Source organism: Agromyces sp. CCNWLW213 (assembly GCF_037199545.1).
Taxonomy (GTDB): Bacteria; Actinomycetota; Actinomycetes; order Actinomycetales; family Microbacteriaceae; genus Agromyces.
Genome location: NZ_JBBBDX010000009.1, coordinates 64,861 through 80,025 on the forward strand (window position 1 = coordinate 64,861; position 15,165 = coordinate 80,025).

The 15,165-nt window shown below is 71.9% G+C and carries 19 protein-coding genes; 8 read left to right on the forward strand and 11 right to left on the reverse strand.

All coding sequences use genetic code 11. The annotated features are described in order from the left end of the window. The first annotated feature begins 92 nt into the window (after positions 1 to 92). On the forward strand, positions 93 to 656 hold the full coding sequence (locus WBQ80_RS15070; RefSeq protein WP_336573027.1) for an RNA polymerase sigma factor: 564 nt from the start codon (positions 93 to 95) through the stop codon (positions 654 to 656). After that, positions 646 to 1,905: a hypothetical protein gene (locus WBQ80_RS15075; protein ID WP_336573028.1), complete on the forward strand. Its 1,260-nt coding sequence runs from the start codon at positions 646 to 648 to the stop codon at positions 1,903 to 1,905. The genes WBQ80_RS15070 and WBQ80_RS15075 overlap by 11 nt, the downstream gene beginning before the upstream one ends. 65 nt (positions 1,906 to 1,970) lie before the next feature. On the opposite strand, the gene WBQ80_RS15080 is transcribed toward WBQ80_RS15075, so the two are convergent. Next, positions 1,971 to 2,405, reverse strand: a complete 435-nt coding sequence (locus WBQ80_RS15080) for a DUF1761 domain-containing protein (RefSeq protein ID WP_336573061.1) — start codon at positions 2,403 to 2,405, stop codon at positions 1,971 to 1,973. 170 nt (positions 2,406 to 2,575) lie between these two features. On the opposite strand from WBQ80_RS15080, the gene ppk2 reads away from it, so the two are divergent. The 3 genes from ppk2 (at position 2,576) to WBQ80_RS15095 (ending at position 5,068) form a co-directional block, all read left to right on the forward strand. Next, positions 2,576 to 3,394 (forward strand): polyphosphate kinase 2, encoded by an 819-nt coding sequence (ppk2, locus tag WBQ80_RS15085; protein ID WP_336573029.1) that lies wholly within the window; start codon positions 2,576 to 2,578, stop codon positions 3,392 to 3,394. Between the two features lie 279 nt (positions 3,395 to 3,673). Then, on the forward strand, positions 3,674 to 4,786 hold the full coding sequence (locus WBQ80_RS15090) for an epoxide hydrolase family protein (protein ID WP_336573030.1): 1,113 nt from the start codon (positions 3,674 to 3,676) through the stop codon (positions 4,784 to 4,786). Positions 4,787 to 4,873: 87 nt separating this feature from the next. Continuing rightward, the gene (locus WBQ80_RS15095; RefSeq protein WP_336573031.1) at positions 4,874 to 5,068 is read left to right on the forward strand and encodes a hypothetical protein; all 195 of its coding nucleotides are present in this window, start codon (positions 4,874 to 4,876) and stop codon (positions 5,066 to 5,068) included. A gap of 183 nt (positions 5,069 to 5,251) precedes the next feature. Here the strand turns inward: WBQ80_RS15095 and WBQ80_RS15100 are convergent, their stop codons facing one another. The 6 genes from WBQ80_RS15100 to WBQ80_RS15125 form a co-directional block, all read right to left on the reverse strand. Continuing rightward, positions 5,252 to 6,418, reverse strand: coding sequence for an RtcB family protein (locus tag WBQ80_RS15100; protein WP_336573032.1), 1,167 nt, complete (start codon positions 6,416 to 6,418; stop codon positions 5,252 to 5,254). A gap of 350 nt (positions 6,419 to 6,768) precedes the next feature. Then, positions 6,769 to 7,929: a hypothetical protein gene (locus WBQ80_RS15105; RefSeq protein WP_337282595.1), complete on the reverse strand. Its 1,161-nt coding sequence runs from the start codon at positions 7,927 to 7,929 to the stop codon at positions 6,769 to 6,771. Positions 7,930 to 8,185: 256 nt separating this feature from the next. Further along, positions 8,186 to 8,905: a VOC family protein gene (locus tag WBQ80_RS15110; RefSeq protein WP_336573034.1), complete on the reverse strand. Its 720-nt coding sequence runs from the start codon at positions 8,903 to 8,905 to the stop codon at positions 8,186 to 8,188. Between the two features lie 94 nt (positions 8,906 to 8,999). Further along, entirely contained in the window at positions 9,000 to 9,164 is a 165-nt protein-coding gene (locus WBQ80_RS15115; protein WP_336573035.1) for a hypothetical protein, read from the reverse strand. 60 nt (positions 9,165 to 9,224) lie between these two features. Then, positions 9,225 to 9,458, reverse strand: a complete 234-nt coding sequence (locus WBQ80_RS15120) for a hypothetical protein (RefSeq protein WP_336573036.1) — start codon at positions 9,456 to 9,458, stop codon at positions 9,225 to 9,227. Positions 9,459 to 9,540: 82 nt separating this feature from the next. Then, positions 9,541 to 10,620 carry a fatty acid desaturase family protein gene (locus tag WBQ80_RS15125; protein ID WP_336573037.1) on the reverse strand — a complete coding sequence of 360 codons (1,080 nt, stop codon included), beginning with the start codon at positions 10,618 to 10,620 and terminating at the stop codon, positions 9,541 to 9,543. A gap of 202 nt (positions 10,621 to 10,822) precedes the next feature. Between WBQ80_RS15125 and WBQ80_RS15130 the strand changes: the two genes are divergently transcribed. Both WBQ80_RS15130 and WBQ80_RS15135 read left to right on the forward strand, forming a co-directional pair. Next, on the forward strand, positions 10,823 to 11,014 hold the full coding sequence (locus WBQ80_RS15130) for a hypothetical protein (RefSeq protein WP_336573038.1): 192 nt from the start codon (positions 10,823 to 10,825) through the stop codon (positions 11,012 to 11,014). Continuing rightward, a complete protein-coding gene (locus tag WBQ80_RS15135; protein ID WP_336573039.1) occupies positions 11,011 to 11,472 on the forward strand; it encodes a hypothetical protein in 462 nt (153 codons plus the stop codon). The genes WBQ80_RS15130 and WBQ80_RS15135 overlap by 4 nt, the downstream gene beginning before the upstream one ends. Before the next feature lie 36 nt (positions 11,473 to 11,508). Here the strand turns inward: WBQ80_RS15135 and WBQ80_RS15140 are convergent, their stop codons facing one another. From WBQ80_RS15140 to WBQ80_RS15155, 4 genes are all read right to left on the reverse strand, one after another. Continuing rightward, on the reverse strand, positions 11,509 to 11,697 hold the full coding sequence (locus tag WBQ80_RS15140) for a hypothetical protein (RefSeq protein ID WP_336573040.1): 189 nt from the start codon (positions 11,695 to 11,697) through the stop codon (positions 11,509 to 11,511). Between the two features lie 134 nt (positions 11,698 to 11,831). Further along, positions 11,832 to 12,476 carry an NADPH-dependent F420 reductase gene (locus tag WBQ80_RS15145; RefSeq protein WP_336573041.1) on the reverse strand — a complete coding sequence of 215 codons (645 nt, stop codon included), beginning with the start codon at positions 12,474 to 12,476 and terminating at the stop codon, positions 11,832 to 11,834. 129 nt (positions 12,477 to 12,605) lie between these two features. Beyond that, positions 12,606 to 13,160: a dihydrofolate reductase family protein gene (locus WBQ80_RS15150; protein ID WP_336573042.1), complete on the reverse strand. Its 555-nt coding sequence runs from the start codon at positions 13,158 to 13,160 to the stop codon at positions 12,606 to 12,608. Positions 13,161 to 13,270: 110 nt separating this feature from the next. Further along, positions 13,271 to 14,260: a DMT family transporter gene (locus tag WBQ80_RS15155; protein ID WP_336573043.1), complete on the reverse strand. Its 990-nt coding sequence runs from the start codon at positions 14,258 to 14,260 to the stop codon at positions 13,271 to 13,273. A gap of 110 nt (positions 14,261 to 14,370) precedes the next feature. Here WBQ80_RS15155 and WBQ80_RS15160 point away from each other — a divergent pair, with 110 nt between their 5' ends. After that, positions 14,371 to 15,060, forward strand: a complete 690-nt coding sequence (locus WBQ80_RS15160; RefSeq protein WP_336573044.1) for a DNA alkylation repair protein — start codon at positions 14,371 to 14,373, stop codon at positions 15,058 to 15,060. Positions 15,061 to 15,165 lie beyond the last annotated feature (105 nt).

Genomic DNA, 15,165 nt, shown 5'->3' on the forward strand with positions numbered 1-15,165 from the left:
CCCGACGATGAGCGCTCCAGCGGGCCAACTTGATCCCACTTTGTGACCTTTCCTCACCTTCGGACATTCCTAGAGTGAAGGGGGGTGTGGACGTGGACGAGACCGACGGCACCGACGCCGAGCTCCTGGAGCGATTGGCGGGCGGCGACCAACGAGCGTTGGCGGTCGTGTTCGACCGGCACGCCCCGGCGGTGACGCGGTACGCGTGGGCGATCGCGCCGAGCCGGATGGATGTCGAGGAGATCGTGCAGGACACGTTCCTCACGGTCTGGCGCAAGGCGTCGGAGATCCTGATCGCCGAGGCGTCCCTGCTGCCGTGGCTCCTCGTCACGTGCCGCAACTTCGGGCTGAACGCCGTCAGGCGGGCCGCCCGCAACCGGGCCGAGCCGTTCGACGACCACGTCGCGCCCGACGGCGGCAGCGCCATCCGTCGCTATCACGACGCCGAGGCGGCCCGGGAGGACCTGCGCTGGGTCCTCGACGAGATCGAACGACTCGAACCGATCGACCGGCAGGTGTGCGAACTCTGCCTCGTCGACGGCCTGGCCTACGCCGAGGCAGCCGAACAGCTCGACCTCAGCGTCGGCGCAGTCAAGCAACGCGTGTCCCGGAGCCGGGCCCGATTGAAGAAGGCGGTGAGCCTCGATGAAGTCTGAACCTCCCACCGGAGACGAACTGACGCGCCTCCTCGTGTCGATGAAGCGCAACGTGCTCGAGCGGGCCGCGCAGGAGCCGGCGCCCGCGCGGCGGATGTCGACGCGCCGCCTCCTCGGGTTCGGCCTCGGCGTGGCCGCGCTGCTCGGCGTCGGAGCGGGGGCCGCCGTCGCGCTGATGCTGTCCGCTCCGCAGGAGGACTCCGCCTCCGTCGCGCCCAGCACTGCGAGCAGCACGCCGAGCACCGAGCCGACGACCGGATACTCGACCAGCCCGCCGAGCGCACCGCCGACCGTGCCGACGCCGCCGGATCCCCCGGCGACGGTGCAGCCCGCGTCGCGCTACGGCCTCGACTGCGGCACGCTGGTCGACCCCGCCCTCGTGTCGCGCATCTTCACGACCGAGGTCGCCGCGATCGACCCGATCAGGTCCGAGTCCGGCGTCGGGGTCGCGATCCCGCGACGCGCCGCGATCCTCGCCGTCGGCGGCACCGCGTGCGAGTGGTCGAACGGCGTGCCCATGAACGACCAGTACGGTGTCGAGCCCGATTACGTGGGCGTCACGATCTCGATCGTCCCCCGCGCCGCCGCCGGGTGGAGCGAGCGCGCCATCCAGCACGGGATGCCCGCGGAGCAGCGCGCGTGCGACGGCGGATGGTGCTCGGCGAGCTCGGCCGTCGGCGACGCCTGGGTCGACCTCTCCGCGTACGGCGGCGCGAACCTCGCCGGTGACCCGTCGGCGTGGCCGTCGCTCGTCGATGCCGTCGTCGGAGCGGTGAACGCGGCCGGCCCGGCCGCCGCGCCCGCCATGCCGGAACGGTCGACCGTGCCGACGCCCGACGAGTGCGACGCGATCATCCCGGTCGGCGACGTGCGGTCGATCACAGCGACCCCCGACGCGCAGGTGATGATCGAGGCCGGCGGATGGAGCGAGTGGGCCGAGGCCAGGCTCATCGCCGATGCCTGGGGCTGCGGCTGGGGCGTCGACGACCTCGGCCAGGCGGCGAGGGTCGACTGGATCCACGAGGGGCGCTGGGCGTACCTGCGGATGCTCGAGGCCGGCACGTCGACGCCGATCGAGCTCGCCGGGCTCGCCCCGGGCGACGTGGCATCCGTTCGCTGCGACAGCCGGTTCGGCACGACCTGCGCCGTCGACCTCGCGGTCGGACGCGACTGGGTCGACGTGAGCGCGAACGACCGCGCGACGGCGGTCGCGCTCGCCGAAGCACTGCTGGCTCGGCGCTCGGGCTGACGCCGAGCAGGGAGCCGTCGAACCCCGCACCACCAGGGTCGCGGGGTTCGACGGTGTGTCGGATCTCAGACGGTGCCCTCGGGCGGCCAGACGCCGATGATGAGGCCCATCACGACCGCGGTCACCAGCTCGTGCCCGATGTTCATGGTGGTGAGCGCCGACGGACGCCCCTCGAACGCGTCGTGGGTGATGAACCGCGCGGCGGTGAATCCCGCCCACAGGATGAAGGCCGTGAACATCGCGGCCACCAGGTAGCTGCCGCCGTAGAAATGCCACGCGATCGTGGCCGCGCCCGCGAGCACCCACGCGGTGATGAAGCTCACGATCACCGTCACGACGATCGGCCCGACCGCGCTCGACCCCGGGCGGTCCATGTCGACGTTCGCGAGCTTCGCCCAGCGCGTGCCGAACACCTTCGGCGTGTACCAGATCGTACCGACGACCATGCTCGACAGCGTCGCCAGCAGCACCGCCCAGTAGTTGATCTCGGGAACCGTCATCTCCGCCTCCTCGCCGCCGGCCTCCCCGCCCGTGACGGGCGGGGGCCGCTGGTCGTGAGCGTACTCCTCGGCCCGGGCGCGGGGCAGGCAGCGCGCAGCATTCGTCGACGGATGCCGCGGCGCGCGGCTGCCGCGCGGCATCCGCCCTAGGCTCTCGTCAGGGGTGGCCGATGACCAGACGCATGCCGAAGTCGCTGTACGAGCGCGAGCTGCGACGCCTGCAGGCGCAGCTCGTCGACATGCAGGCGTGGGTGCAGCAGTCCGGCGCGAGGCTCGTCGTGATCTTCGAGGGCCGGGATGCCGCGGGCAAGGGCTCGACGATCAAGCGCGTCAGCGAGTACCTCAACCCGCGCGTCACGCGCATCGTCGCGCTGCCCACGCCGAGCGCCCGCGACAAGACGCGCTGGTACTTCCAGCGGTACGTGCCGCACCTGCCCGCCGCGGGCGAGATCGTGCTCATGGACCGCTCCTGGTACAACCGCGCGGGCGTCGAACGGGTCATGGGGTACTGCACGAACGAGGAGTACCACCGGTTCCTGCACCAGGCGCCGATCTTCGAGCGGATGCTCGTCGAGGACGGGATCATCCTGCTGAAGTACTGGTTCAGCGTGTCCGACGTGGTGCAGGAGGAGCGCTTCCGCTCGCGCCTCGAGGACCCCATGCGGCGCTGGAAGCTGAGCCCCAACGACGTGATGTCGATCACGAAGTGGGAGGACTACTCGCGCGCGAAGGACACCATGTTCGTGCACACCGACATCGCCGAGGCGCCCTGGTACGAGGTCGAGAGCGACGATAAGCGCGCCTCGCGGATCAACATGATCTCGCACCTGCTGTCGAAGATCCCGTGGGAGCCGGTCGAGTGGGAGCGGATCGTGATCCCGCCGCGCCCGCCCGCCGGCGGGTACGAGCGGCCGCCGCGGTCGTGGACCAACTCGGTTCCGGATGTCGCGGCCGAGCTCGTGCGGCGGCACGCCGCCGGCGGGGACTGACGCCGCACCGCCGCGGCCCTCCGCGCCGCTGGCCCGGCCCCCGTCGCCCTCCACGCCGCTGCCCCCGCCCCCGTCGCCCTCCGCACCGCTGCCCCCGCCCCCGTCGCCCTCCACGTCGCTGCCCCCGCCCCCGCCTCCGGGCCCCTCTCCAGCCTCCGCCCCCGACCGAGTCGCCGGAAACCGCGCTTCCCGGCCGCGGGTGGCGCGGTTTTCGGCGACTCGGGAACAACGGGGACGCGGGGCGCCCGTGATGTCGGACGGCCTCCGTACGTTCGGACCATGACGGCTCCGGTGCCCTTCGAGATCCACGTCGACGACGAGGTCCTGCGCGACCTGCGCGAGCGGCTCGCTCGCACGCGACTGCTCGGCGACTCGCCGCGGCGACCGCCGTCCGGCATGACCGCGGCGTACCTCCGCGAGCTCGTCGACACCTGGATCGACTGGGACTGGCGCGCCCGAGAGGCGTGGCTGAACCGGCATCCGCAGTTCATCGCGCCCGTCGGCGACGCGAACGTGCACTTCGTGCACCAGCGCGCCGAGCGACCCGACGCGCCCGCGCTGCTCGTCATGCACGGCTGGCCGCACACGTTCGCCCTGCAGCTCGACTTCGCCGATCGGCTCCGCGACGTGCACGTCGTGGTCGCCAGCCTGCCCGGCTTCGCGTTCTCGTCCCCCTACGCCGACGGGCCCATGACCGAGCACCGCCTCGCGTCCACCATGCACCGGCTCATGACCGAGGTGCTCGGCTACGAGCGGTACGTCACCTACGGCGAGGATGTCACCGCGAACGTCAGCGACCTCATCGCCGCGAGCTACCCCGAGCAGGTCGCGGGCATCGTCGCGACGCATGCGCACTTCCCCACCGGAGCCGAGCGCGAGGCGCTCACCGACCCCGCCGAGGCGGCGTTCTTCGCCGCCCTCGCCGAGAAGCACGGCACGGACGGCGCCTACGGCCACGTACAGGCGACGCGCCCCGACACGCTCGCGGTCGCGCTCGACGACTCGCCCGCGGGCCTCCTCGCCTGGATCGCGGAGAAGCTCGTGGAGTGGAGCGACACGCCCCCCGGCGACCCGAGGGCCGTGGAACGGCGCATCTCGCGCGACCGGATCCTGACCGAGGCGATGATCTACTGGGTCACCCGGTCGATCCAGTCGTCGTTCCGCCCCTACTACGAGGGCGCCGACACGCCCGATCCGATCCCGCCGACCGACGTCCCTGCCGCGGTGTGGATCCAGCGGCACGAGGGCGACTACCCCGAGTCGCTCGCCCGCGCCCACTACCGCGACCTGCGGTGGTTCGACCGGCTCGACGAGGGCGGCCACTTCGCGGCGGCCGAAGTGCCGGAGGAACTCGCCGACCGGATGCGGCGCTTCCTCGCCATGCTCGACTGATCGCCACGGCCGCCGCATCCGCGTTGTCAACCGCCTGCCGCCCCACCGGGGGCCCGTGCGAGCGTGGAGGAAACGGAAGGTGACACCGTGACCGACATCTCGACGGGCTCCCAGGACCCGGGCGACAACAAGGACGCCGACCGCGACCGCATCCCCATGACGCAGGTGAATGACGACGAGGTCGCCAAGCACCGCACGACGACGGATGACGCGCCCTCCGGCGAGGGCAGCGGAATCGGCGGCGAGCCGACGCGTCTACCCGCCGACAACGAGGAATCCTGACCGATTCGAGTCCCGCTCCTGCGGTGGAGCCCGTCAGACGAGCGGGCTCCATCGCACGAACGGCACTCCAGCGGGTCGCCGTCCGCTCGGCGGAGCGAGGCGCCGCGAGCGAATGAGGGGGATGGGCATCCGCCGGATGCCCATCCCCCTCTGTCAGCCACGAGGCCGTCGAACGCCGCCGGCTCAGTCGCCCTTCACGTTCACGATCTGCCGCAGCGTGTGCCGCACCGACACGAGCGACGCGGCATCTGCCATCACCTGGTCGATGGGCTTGTACGCGGCAGGGATCTCGTCGATGAACGCGTCGGTGTCGCGGAACTCGATGCCGGCCATCGCCTCCCGCAGCTGCTCGTGCGTGAACGTCGCCCGCGCCTTCGTCCGCGAGAAGTGCCGGCCCGCGCCGTGCGGCGACGAGTTCAGCGACATCGGATGCCCGAGCCCCTCGACCACGTACGACGCCGTGCCCATCGAACCGGGAATGAGGCCCGGCCGACCGGCGTCGGCCTTGATGGCGCCCTTCCGCGACACCCACACCCGCTTGCCGAAGTGCTCCTCGCTCTCGGTGAAGTTGTGGTGGCAGTTGATCCGCTCCCGCTCCTCCACCGGCGCGCCGACCCACTCCGAGACCTGGCGGATGACCCGGTCCATCATCTCCTCGCGGTTGAGCAGCGCGAAGTGCTGCGCCCACCGCAGCTCGGCGATGTACCGCGTGAACTCCGGCGTGCCCTCGACGAGGTAGGCGAGGTCGCGGTCGGGCAGTTCGATCCACCACTTCCGGGCGAGCGCCTGCGCGACCCGGATGTGGTGCTGCGCGATCTTGTTGCCGACACCCCGGCTTCCGGAGTGCAGGAACAGCCATACGGCATCCGTCTCGTCGAGGGACACCTCGATGAAGTGGTTGCCGCTGCCGAGCGACCCGAGCTGCTGCCGCCAGTTGCCGGCGTACCGCGCCGGGTCGAACCCCTTCGCCTCGGCGAGCTCCTCGAGCTCGGCGATCCGGGGCTCGGCGGTCGCGACGACCTTGCGGTTCGCCGTGCCCGCCGACAGCGGGATGGCGCGCTCGATCTGCTCCCGCACGACCTTCCGGTCGGTGGGCAGGTCGGATGCGGCGAACTGCGTCTTCACGGCGATCATGCCGCACCCGATGTCGACGCCGACCGCCGCGGGCATGATGGCGCCGAGCGTCGGGATGACGGACCCCACCGTGGCGCCGAGGCCCAGGTGCGCGTCGGGCATCAGCGCGAGGTGGGGGTAGATGAACGGCATCGTCGACGAGGTGCGGGCCTGCTCGACGGTCTTCTCGTCGATCAGGCTCGCCCACGACACGAGCCGTGCGGAGAGCTTCTCCATGTTCCTTTCCTGTCTGGTTGCATTGCGATCGGTTTCGGATCGCGGAGCCCGGGGGCTCCCGTCGCGCGCAGACGGAGAGAAGAAACCCCGGGCCTCGGATGGCACGGGGGTGACGGATTCGCAGTCGAAGCTGCGGCGGCGTCAGCGTGCCGGATCGAGCACCTGCTCGACATCGCGAAGCAGGACCTGCTTCGCGGGGTCGATGAAGGACTGGCGATTCGTGCGCTGCAGATACACGGCTCGTCCTTCCTCGTGCAGGTCTCCGGGATCGCTGCGCTCGAGTGCGCAGCCGTGGAACACTAGCGGCCGTCGGGCGCGGTGGTCAATGGTCCGCCGGGAGATCCTCGAGCTCACTCGCCGAGCGCGCGGCGGGCCACCCGGTACTTCTCGACCAGGCGCAGCTGCGTGTCGTAGTCGAGCCGGCGGAGCCGCCATCGCGCGGTGTTGTCGTCGATGTCGGCGAGCTTCACGCGCCGGGCGACCTCGTGGGCGCGGAGTCGGGCGTAGTACTCGTCCTCGGCGACCTCCGGGGTCCGCGTCAGCAGGCGCACGACCTCGATGACGTCGGGTCGCACGCCGGCCTCGAAGAGCTCTTCGGCCGTGAGGTCGGTGTCCTCGAGCACGTCGTGCAGCCAGGCGGCGGCCGCCTCGACGGGGTGCGTCGCGAGGTCGAACCGCTCGGCGATGCGGCCGGGGTGGTCGATGTACGGGGCGCCCGACCGGTCGAGCTGGCCGCGGTGCGCCGCGAACGCGATGCCGCGCGCGAGCGCGACCTGCTCGACGGCGTCGGTTCCGCCGAGGGCGGGCGGCGCGACCGCCGGTGCGGTGTCCACCGGGTGCGGTCCGGCATCGGATGCCGCGGGCCCGGCCAGCACGAACGTCGAACGTCGCGATTCGAGCACCATCGCCTCGAGCTCCTCCGTCACGGGGTCCACCTCCTCTTCGGCCGGCGACGGCGCGCGTCCCTCGCCCACGACCTCGTCGCTCACGACCTCGACCTCGGCCTCGGCTGACGTGTCCATCCGGTCCTCCTCGTGTGCGGCATCCGCCTCGGCCTCGGCGATCGGATCGCGCCCGCGGACCGGGCGCACGAACTCGAGCTCCGCCTCGAGTTCGCCGAGTTCGCGCTCGTCGAGTTCGAGCAGCGATCGGCCGCCCTCGGTGCTCTGCCGGTCGAACCACTCGTGGCCGACCTCGGTGAGGCGGGCCCCGTCGCTCGTCGTGAAGTAGCGGCGGCGCGTGCCATCCGTCACCGCGACGATGACCGCGTCGAACTCGCCGCTCGGCTCGAGGCTGCTGAGGAAGTAGCGGCGCCGGTCGACGGCCGACGCGCGCGGCGGCACGGCGGGCACCTCGATCGGCTGCGCGTGCGCGCCGGATCGCGTGTCGGCCGGAGGTGCGACGGGCAGGAGCGAGGCGAGCGACCGCCCGGCGTCGGCGGACGGCGCGGCACCCGGCACGGACGCGCCGGACCTCGGCGCGAGGTCGTCGTCGTCGGCGGGGGCGTTCAACCGGACTCCAGGGGCGTGCGGGCGGTGCGGGGGTCGGCGCTCGGAGTGGGCGCTCGGGGCGGGGTGCTGGCGGTGCAGGGGTGTCGAGTGTGCGGGGTGGGTTCCCCGCACGAGCGATGCTACGACCTCGACCCGCGATCGGCGCCCATTCGACCGCGATTTCGACAAGACGGGGGCTGGTGGTCGGGACGGATGCGCGGTTCTCGTCCCGAGCAGCCTCCGTCGTCCTGCGACGACCGTCGCGACGGCCGCCGGGCTACGGCCGACCCGGCTCCTCGGGGCGCGCCTTCTCGAGGCGCGCCTCCTCGAGGCGCACCGAGTCGCGGCCCCACCACGTCGTGACGTCGACCTTGTGGTTCTCGGAGTCGGCGAGCGTCCACCACTCGGGGGCGAAGGAGTCGTCGGCGATCCGGCCGCCCGCGGCGAGCGCCGCCGCGATCCGCGCGTGCACCTGGTCGTGCGGCACGCAGACGTCGACGTGCATGCGTCCGCGCCCCGGACCGACGGTCTCGGCCGGCTGCAGGAAGACCGACGAGCTGCGGCGCAGCGGGTCGACGAGGTGCGACTCGTTCGGTCGCACGTACCCCAGGACGGCCTGCCAGAACGGCGTCACGTCGGCCGACTCGGGCGACGCGACCGCGGTCTGCACGACCTGCAGCGCGGCGGCATCCGCCCGCATGCCGTGCTCGCGAGCGATCGCCGAGATGCGCCGCGCGAGCTCGAGGTCGCGGGTGCTGAGGTTCCGGATGTCGCGGCTGATGAGCTTCACGGCGACGCCCTCATGCCGGAGGTCGATGTCGGGCTCGTGCCGGGCGACCTCGTCGATCGACGTGACGGCGACCACGAAGCGGGCACCGGCCGCGTACGACGCCGCGCGGAAGAAGGCGTGCGCACCCCAGTAGAGGACGCGCCAGTCGTCGATCCCGTCGGCGTCGTGGAACTGCTGCGGCGTGATCGGGTCGGGCGTGACATCCATGCGGGTCATGTTGGCGGCAGCCGGCGACCTGCGGCAACCCGGGCGTGCTCCCGCGCGCCCGCCGCACCGCGGCGGCCGCGCCCCGCGTTCGCGACTACGCCTTCCGACTCCGGGCGCCCTGGCGGATCAGGCCGATGATCAGCGTGCCGACGAACAGCACGATGCCGATGATGGCCAGCCACAGCAGCCCCTCGAAGACGAAGCCCACGATCGACAGGATCGCCCACACGACGAGCAGGATGACGATCGCGGTCCACATACCCCTCAGGGTAGCCGCGGGCACCGTGCGGCCGAGGGCCGAACGTCCCGCCCGCCGCCGTCACTCCTCATCCGCGCGAGCCTGCGTCGCGTCCGACGAGGCCGCACCGTGCCAGTGCCCGGACCGTTCGTCGGCCCACGGCCCGGGTTCCTCCGCATCCCGACGCTCGTCGTCTGGCGCGGCGGGCTCGCGTCCGTCGGGCTCCCGTCCGGCGGTCTCGCGCTCCCCGGCGCCGCCCTCGTCGTCCCACGCCTCGACCGGTGCGTCATCGGCGGGTTTCCGCTCGTCGGTCATCGCGACCTCCCCATCCGTGCGACGACACGGTACGCGCGCTCGGTCGCGTGCACCATGGCCCAAGGGCCCGCGGGCCCTCGCGTCACCTCGTGAGGTACGCGCGCTGCTCGACGAGCGGGCAGGCGAACGGGTCGCGCTCGCCGAGCCCGACGCGGTTGATGTAGCGGAGGACGATCCCGTAGCTCTGCCACAGCCCGGTGACGGTGTACGGCACGCCCCGCTCGTCGCAGTACCCCGCGATCATGGGGGCGGCGCGTCGCTGGTGCGGACGCGGCATCGACGGGAACAGGTGGTGCTCGATCTGGTAGTTGAGGCCGCCCATCGCGAAGTCGAGCACCCGGTTGCCGCGGATGTTGCGGCTCATCAGCACCTGGCGGCGGAGGAAGTCGAGCCGTGCGCCCTTCGGCACGAGCGGCATCCCCTTGTGGTTGGGGGCGAACGACATGCCCATGTAGACCCCGAACAGCCCGAGCTGCAGGCCGAGGAACGCCGCCGCGACACCCGGCGACAGGACGAGGAACACGAGCGTGACGAATCCGGTGATCCGGATGGCGAGGAACGCGATCTCGACCGGCCGACGGGCCACGTGCTCACGCGCGAACACGCGACGCACGCTCGAGGCGTGCAGCGAGAGGCCCTCGAGCAGCAGGATGGGGAAGAAGAACGCGCCCTGGTGCGCCATGACCCAGCGCACGAGCGGCGTGCGGGCCTTTGCGGCGCGATCGGGGGTGACGGCGATGACCGGGAGGTCGATGTCGGGGTCGGCGTCGATCTGGTTCGGGTTGGCGTGATGGCGGGTGTGCTTGTGCTGCCACCAGCCGTAGCTCATGCCGACGAAGAGGTCGCCGAGGATGATGCTGATCCAGTCGTTCCACCGGCCAGAGCGGAAGATCTGCCGGTGCGCGGCGTCGTGGCCGAGGAAGGCGATCTGGGTGAACAGCACGGCGAATCCGACGGCGGTGAACAGCTGCCACCACGTGTCGCCGATCCAGATGAAGGCGAGGACGGCGGCGGCGACGGCGACGGGGACGGCGATGAGCTTCGTCCAGTAGTAGCCGTAGCGGCGCCGCATCAGCCCGGAGGACTTGACCATGCGGGCCAGGTCCGTGAAGTCGCCGTTCGACGCGGAACGCGTCGCGACGGTGGTGATGATCTCGGTCATGATCGACCTGCTTCCCCGCACGACCTCGTGCACCGGCGGCCCTCGTTCTCACCGGACGGCGTGGAGGGAACCGCTTGTTCCGGACGCTACGCCCGGGTCCCCCGGAGCCCGCTGAGAAGTCGCAGGATTCTCAGCAACACTCAGCAAGCGACGCGGCGGCGAAGCTGTGAGGCCCTACATGTCGCGGGTCTACGCTCCGGACATGAGTACCGCACACCACCCGCCGCGACCGATGGTCGCCGGCAGGAGCCCGGCCGATGACGACCAGCTCCGTTTCGACCGATTCTGGGTCGCCTACACCGCATCCGCCGGATCCACCGACCGCTGGATGACCAGCGTCGCCGCCGCATGGGGCCGCACGGCCCCCGGCGCCTCCGCATCGGCAGTCCGATGACCGCCGCATCGGCGGCGCCCGAGGACTTCGAGCCGTTCGCCGTCGATCACATCCTCGTCAACGACCTCCCCGCATCGCTCGGCACCGTCGAGGCGCCGGAGCGGTACACCGTGACGGCGGTCTTCACCCGCCGGCCGCTGCAACCCGAGCTCGACCTGCTCGGGGCACGCGAGGTCGACGACCGGCTCACCGAGGCCGGCTACCCGAAGGTCTCGCTGCGGACCGCCGACCGGCGCCTGCTCATCGACAACACCAACCTCGCCGAGCTGCGCGACGGCCTCGCGCACCTCATCGGCCAGATCCTCGACCAGATCGGCGCGAGCGTGGCCACGACCCGGTCCACCCAGGCGCGGGACGCCGCCGAGCTCGCCGCTCGCGCCGCGGAACGCGCGCACCAGGTGATGACCGAGGTCGAGCAGGTCGACTTCTCGCCGGATCGCCCCTCGGCCTACCGCTGATCCGGACTCGCGCCCGCCCCTCGCGGCGGGCGGGCGTCAGGCGCGCGCGGGGGCGCCCTTCAGCTCGGAGTAGCGCTGCGCGTGCACCTGCGCGACGTCGATCGACCCCGTGAGCAGGGCCTCCGCGCACTCGCGTGCCGCCTCGTCGAGTTCGACCTCGCGGTGCCGTCCTTCCGTGGTGGCCTGCAGGGCGCGCTTCAGGCGGTCCCGGTCCTCGTAGATCATGGTCTCCTCTTCTCGGTCCTCGGAGCGATCATGACGCCGTCGTCAACCGGTGACACGAGAACATACCGCCCCCGGGCGCGGCACGCCAAGGGCGCGTCCGGCCGGGGGCGATCCGCCGCCCCCGACCGGCGCCGTCAGGCCGCGAGCCGCTCCGCGCGCGCGAGGTTCGCGACGAGCTCGTCGCGGGTCTGCGGCACCACGTACGCGGGCTGGTCGCGCTCGACGCGCCAGCTCTCGGCGAGCGGACCGACGTTCACGGTGTCGAAGCCGAAGCGGTCGTAGAGCTCCGTCACGAACGCGACGGCGTCGTCGTGGTCGCTCGCCGTGGCGAGGGCGCGGCGTCCGGGCGTCCCGACGGGGGCGCCGTCCGTCGTGATGTCCTTCGCCATGATGTGGTTGAACCCCTTCGCGACCCGGCTGGTCGGCAGGTGTTCCTGCAGCAGGCCGGACACCGTGGCGCGGCCCTCGTCGATCGCGGCGATGCGCCCGTCGCGCTCCCAGTAGTAGTTGTTCGTGTCGATCACGATCTTGCCGGCGAGCGGCTCGACGGGGATGTCGCGGTACGCCCTGAGCGGCACGGTCACGACGACCACGTCCCCCGCCGCACCGGCCTCCTCGGCGGTCGCCGCCCGCGCGCGGGGCCCGAGCTCCGCGACGAGGGCCGCGAGCGTCTCCGGCCCGCGCGAGTTCGCGATCACGACGTCGTATCCGTTCGCCACGGCCGCACGCGCGACCTGGCTGCCGATGTTGCCTGCTCCGATGATTCCGAGTGTGGTCATGGTGTGAGCCAACGGATGCCGCGGCCGGGCTCTTCCCGATCCTCCCCGATCCGGTCCGATCCTCAGCCGCCGTACAGGCGAGGAACGCGCTGACGGATGCCGCGATGAGGACCCGCGGCATCCGCTCGCTCACCGCACGACGTTGAAGACCTGCTTCACGACGCCGTTCGAGTACGCCTCGTGCTCGACGAGCTGCAGCCGGCCCTGCTCGCGGCCGTTGAACAGGCGCTTGCCCTCGCCGAGCGCGACGGGGAACACGAGCAGGTGGTAGCGGTCGACGAGGCCCGCCTCGGCGAGGCCCTGCGCGAGCGTGGGGCTCGCATGCACGAGGATCGTGCCCTCGCCGTCGCCGCGCTTGAGCTCGGCGACCTCGTCGAGCGAGCGCAGCACGGTCGTGTTGTTCCACTCCGGGTCGGTGAGGGTCGACGAGACGACGTATTTCGGCATCGCGTTGTACTCGGCGAACTCGTCCATCTTCGGCCAGACGGGCGCGAACTCGTCGTAGCTGACCCGGCCGAGGAGCATCGCTCCCGCCTCGCCCTGCTCGCGGCCCTTGATCTCGTACGCCTCCTCGACGAAGGGCACCTCCCTGAAGGTCCACCCGGCGCGCGGGTGGTCTCCGCCGCCGGGCGAGTCGACGATGCCGTCGAGGGTGATGAACTCGGTGACGATGAGGGTGCGCATGGTGGTCTCCAGTCGGGATCGGTTCGGGGCGGTCCGTCCGCCCCTCATCATGGACGTCGAACGGCATCCGGCGCGATCGACATGACGTCCTCGGAGAATCGCCCGGCCGCTCAGCGCTCCGGAGCGCGAACGCCGGCCTCGGGACCGCGTCGCGGGGGCACTGGCACTCGGCCACCCGCGGGCGACTCATCCGCCTCCTGCGCGGCGGCGTGCTCCTCGACGCCCGAACCGCCGACGGGCTGCGCCCGCCGGCGCGTGACCAGGTACGAACCGGCGAGGACGAGCCCGAATCCGGCGATCGTCCACACGGTCACCCGCTCGCCGAGCACGAGGACTCCGGCGAGGATGGCGACCGCCGGATTGACGTACGTGATCGCGGTGGCCTTCACCGGCCCGATCTCGCCGATGAGCGCCACCATCAGCAGGAACGCGAGGGCGCTGCAGACGACGGCGAGCACGACGATCGAGACGACCACCGACGTCGACGGCCACGCGGAGGGCCAGGCGCCCGTGAGCAGCACGAACGGGACGTAGACCACCGCGGTGGCGGCGAGCGACACGGCGACCACGCCGACGCCGGGCAGATCCGACATCCAGCGCGCGAGGATCGCGGGCCCGAGCGCGTACCCGACGACGACCACCGCCATCTCGGCGACCGCGATGAAATCGGACCCCGCGATGTCGAGCCCGACCAGGGCGGCGACGCCCAGCATGCCGAGCACGATGCCGAGCCAGTTGAGCCGCGTGAGCCGTTCCGGCCGGCCCATCAGGAAGGCGATGCCGACGCCCGCGAGCGGAACCGTCGCGAGCAGGAGCCCGGCGGTCGAGCTCGGGAGGCGTTGCTCGGCGGAGCTCAGGAAGTACCACGGCAGCACGATCTCGACGAGCGTGTACGCCGCCATGGGCTTCCACCGCCGCACCACCATCCACACCTCGCGGCGGAAGAACGCCAGCGGCATGAGCAGGAGGGCCGCCAGCGCCGACCGGCCGAGCACCACCATGGCGGGCTCGAGCTCGCTCACCGCGACCTTGATGAACAGGTACGGGATGCCCCAGGCGACGCCGAGCGCGACGAACAGGAGCAGTCCACGACGAGTCATCCGCCCAGTCTGGTGCGAGCCGCCGTCATGCCACCACCGTCGAAGCTGCCACTGAACGTGCCGGAACCGCCTCGGCCGCGAGCCGCCCGTCGCGGCGCTACCCTGACCGCATGCCAGCGACCGCTGCCGACCTCATCGCCGACCTGCGGGCCGCGGCCCGCCCCGACGAGCATCCCCAGAAGCACTACCACGGCGACGGGCCCGTGCTCGGGGTGCGCATGGGCGAGCTGTTCGACGTCGCGAAGCGGTACGCCGACCTGCCGGTCGACGAGCTCGAGCGGCTGCTCGACGAGGACCCCTACGAGCTGCGCCTGGCGGCGTTCTGCGTGATGGACTTCGCGGTGCGGGGCCGCCCCGACGACGACGTGCGACGCGAACGCTACGGGCTCTACCTGCGCAGGCACGACCGCATCGACACGTGGGACATGGTCGACCGTGCGGCACCGCGCGTCGTCGGCGAGCACCTGCTGGCCAGGCCCCGCGATCCGCTGTTCGAACTCGCCGCGTCATCCGACCCGCTGCGTCGCCGCACGGCGATGACCGCACCGCTCGCGTTCGTGCGGAGCGGCGACGAGGCCGCGCGCGCCGACCTCTTCCGGCTCGCCGAACGACTGCTCGGCGATCCCGACCCGGTGGTCGCCAAGCCCGTCGGCATCGCGTTGCGGCACGTCGGCGCGGTCGACCACGGGGCACTCGTCGCCTTCCTCGAGGCGAACGGCGAGCGGATGTCGCCGCCGCTGCGTCGCGCGGCGGTCGAGAAGCTGCCGCCCGGCACGCGGCATCCGTTCGGCACCGCCTAGGCGGGAGACGCGAATCGGGGGGGGGGGGGGGGGAACCCCCCCCCCAGGGCAACACCCTCCCCTTTTTCCCCCATTCCCGCCACCCAACACCCCCCCATCTTTACC

What these genes read in the sequence shown, in the direction of transcription:
- WBQ80_RS15075 (WP_336573028.1), top strand. Translation starts at nt 646, where the DNA reads ATGAAGTCTGAACCTCCCACCGGAGACGAACTGACGCGCCTCCTCGTG.
- WBQ80_RS15080 (WP_336573061.1), bottom strand. Translation starts at nt 2,405, where the DNA reads ATGACGGTTCCCGAGATCAACTACTGGGCGGTGCTGCTGGCGACGCTG.
- ppk2 (WP_336573029.1), top strand. Translation starts at nt 2,576, where the DNA reads ATGACCAGACGCATGCCGAAGTCGCTGTACGAGCGCGAGCTGCGACGC.
- WBQ80_RS15090 (WP_336573030.1), top strand. Translation starts at nt 3,674, where the DNA reads ATGACGGCTCCGGTGCCCTTCGAGATCCACGTCGACGACGAGGTCCTG.
- WBQ80_RS15100 (WP_336573032.1), bottom strand. Translation starts at nt 6,418, where the DNA reads ATGGAGAAGCTCTCCGCACGGCTCGTGTCGTGGGCGAGCCTGATCGAC.
- WBQ80_RS15110 (WP_336573034.1), bottom strand. Translation starts at nt 8,905, where the DNA reads ATGGATGTCACGCCCGACCCGATCACGCCGCAGCAGTTCCACGACGCC.
- WBQ80_RS15115 (WP_336573035.1), bottom strand. Translation starts at nt 9,164, where the DNA reads ATGTGGACCGCGATCGTCATCCTGCTCGTCGTGTGGGCGATCCTGTCG.
- WBQ80_RS15120 (WP_336573036.1), bottom strand. Translation starts at nt 9,458, where the DNA reads ATGACCGACGAGCGGAAACCCGCCGATGACGCACCGGTCGAGGCGTGG.
- WBQ80_RS15125 (WP_336573037.1), bottom strand. Translation starts at nt 10,620, where the DNA reads ATGACCGAGATCATCACCACCGTCGCGACGCGTTCCGCGTCGAACGGC.
- WBQ80_RS15130 (WP_336573038.1), top strand. Translation starts at nt 10,823, where the DNA reads ATGAGTACCGCACACCACCCGCCGCGACCGATGGTCGCCGGCAGGAGC.
- WBQ80_RS15135 (WP_336573039.1), top strand. Translation starts at nt 11,011, where the DNA reads ATGACCGCCGCATCGGCGGCGCCCGAGGACTTCGAGCCGTTCGCCGTC.
- WBQ80_RS15140 (WP_336573040.1), bottom strand. Translation starts at nt 11,697, where the DNA reads ATGATCTACGAGGACCGGGACCGCCTGAAGCGCGCCCTGCAGGCCACC.
- WBQ80_RS15145 (WP_336573041.1), bottom strand. Translation starts at nt 12,476, where the DNA reads ATGACCACACTCGGAATCATCGGAGCAGGCAACATCGGCAGCCAGGTC.
- WBQ80_RS15150 (WP_336573042.1), bottom strand. Translation starts at nt 13,160, where the DNA reads ATGCGCACCCTCATCGTCACCGAGTTCATCACCCTCGACGGCATCGTC.
- WBQ80_RS15155 (WP_336573043.1), bottom strand. Translation starts at nt 14,260, where the DNA reads ATGACTCGTCGTGGACTGCTCCTGTTCGTCGCGCTCGGCGTCGCCTGG.
- WBQ80_RS15160 (WP_336573044.1), top strand. Translation starts at nt 14,371, where the DNA reads ATGCCAGCGACCGCTGCCGACCTCATCGCCGACCTGCGGGCCGCGGCC.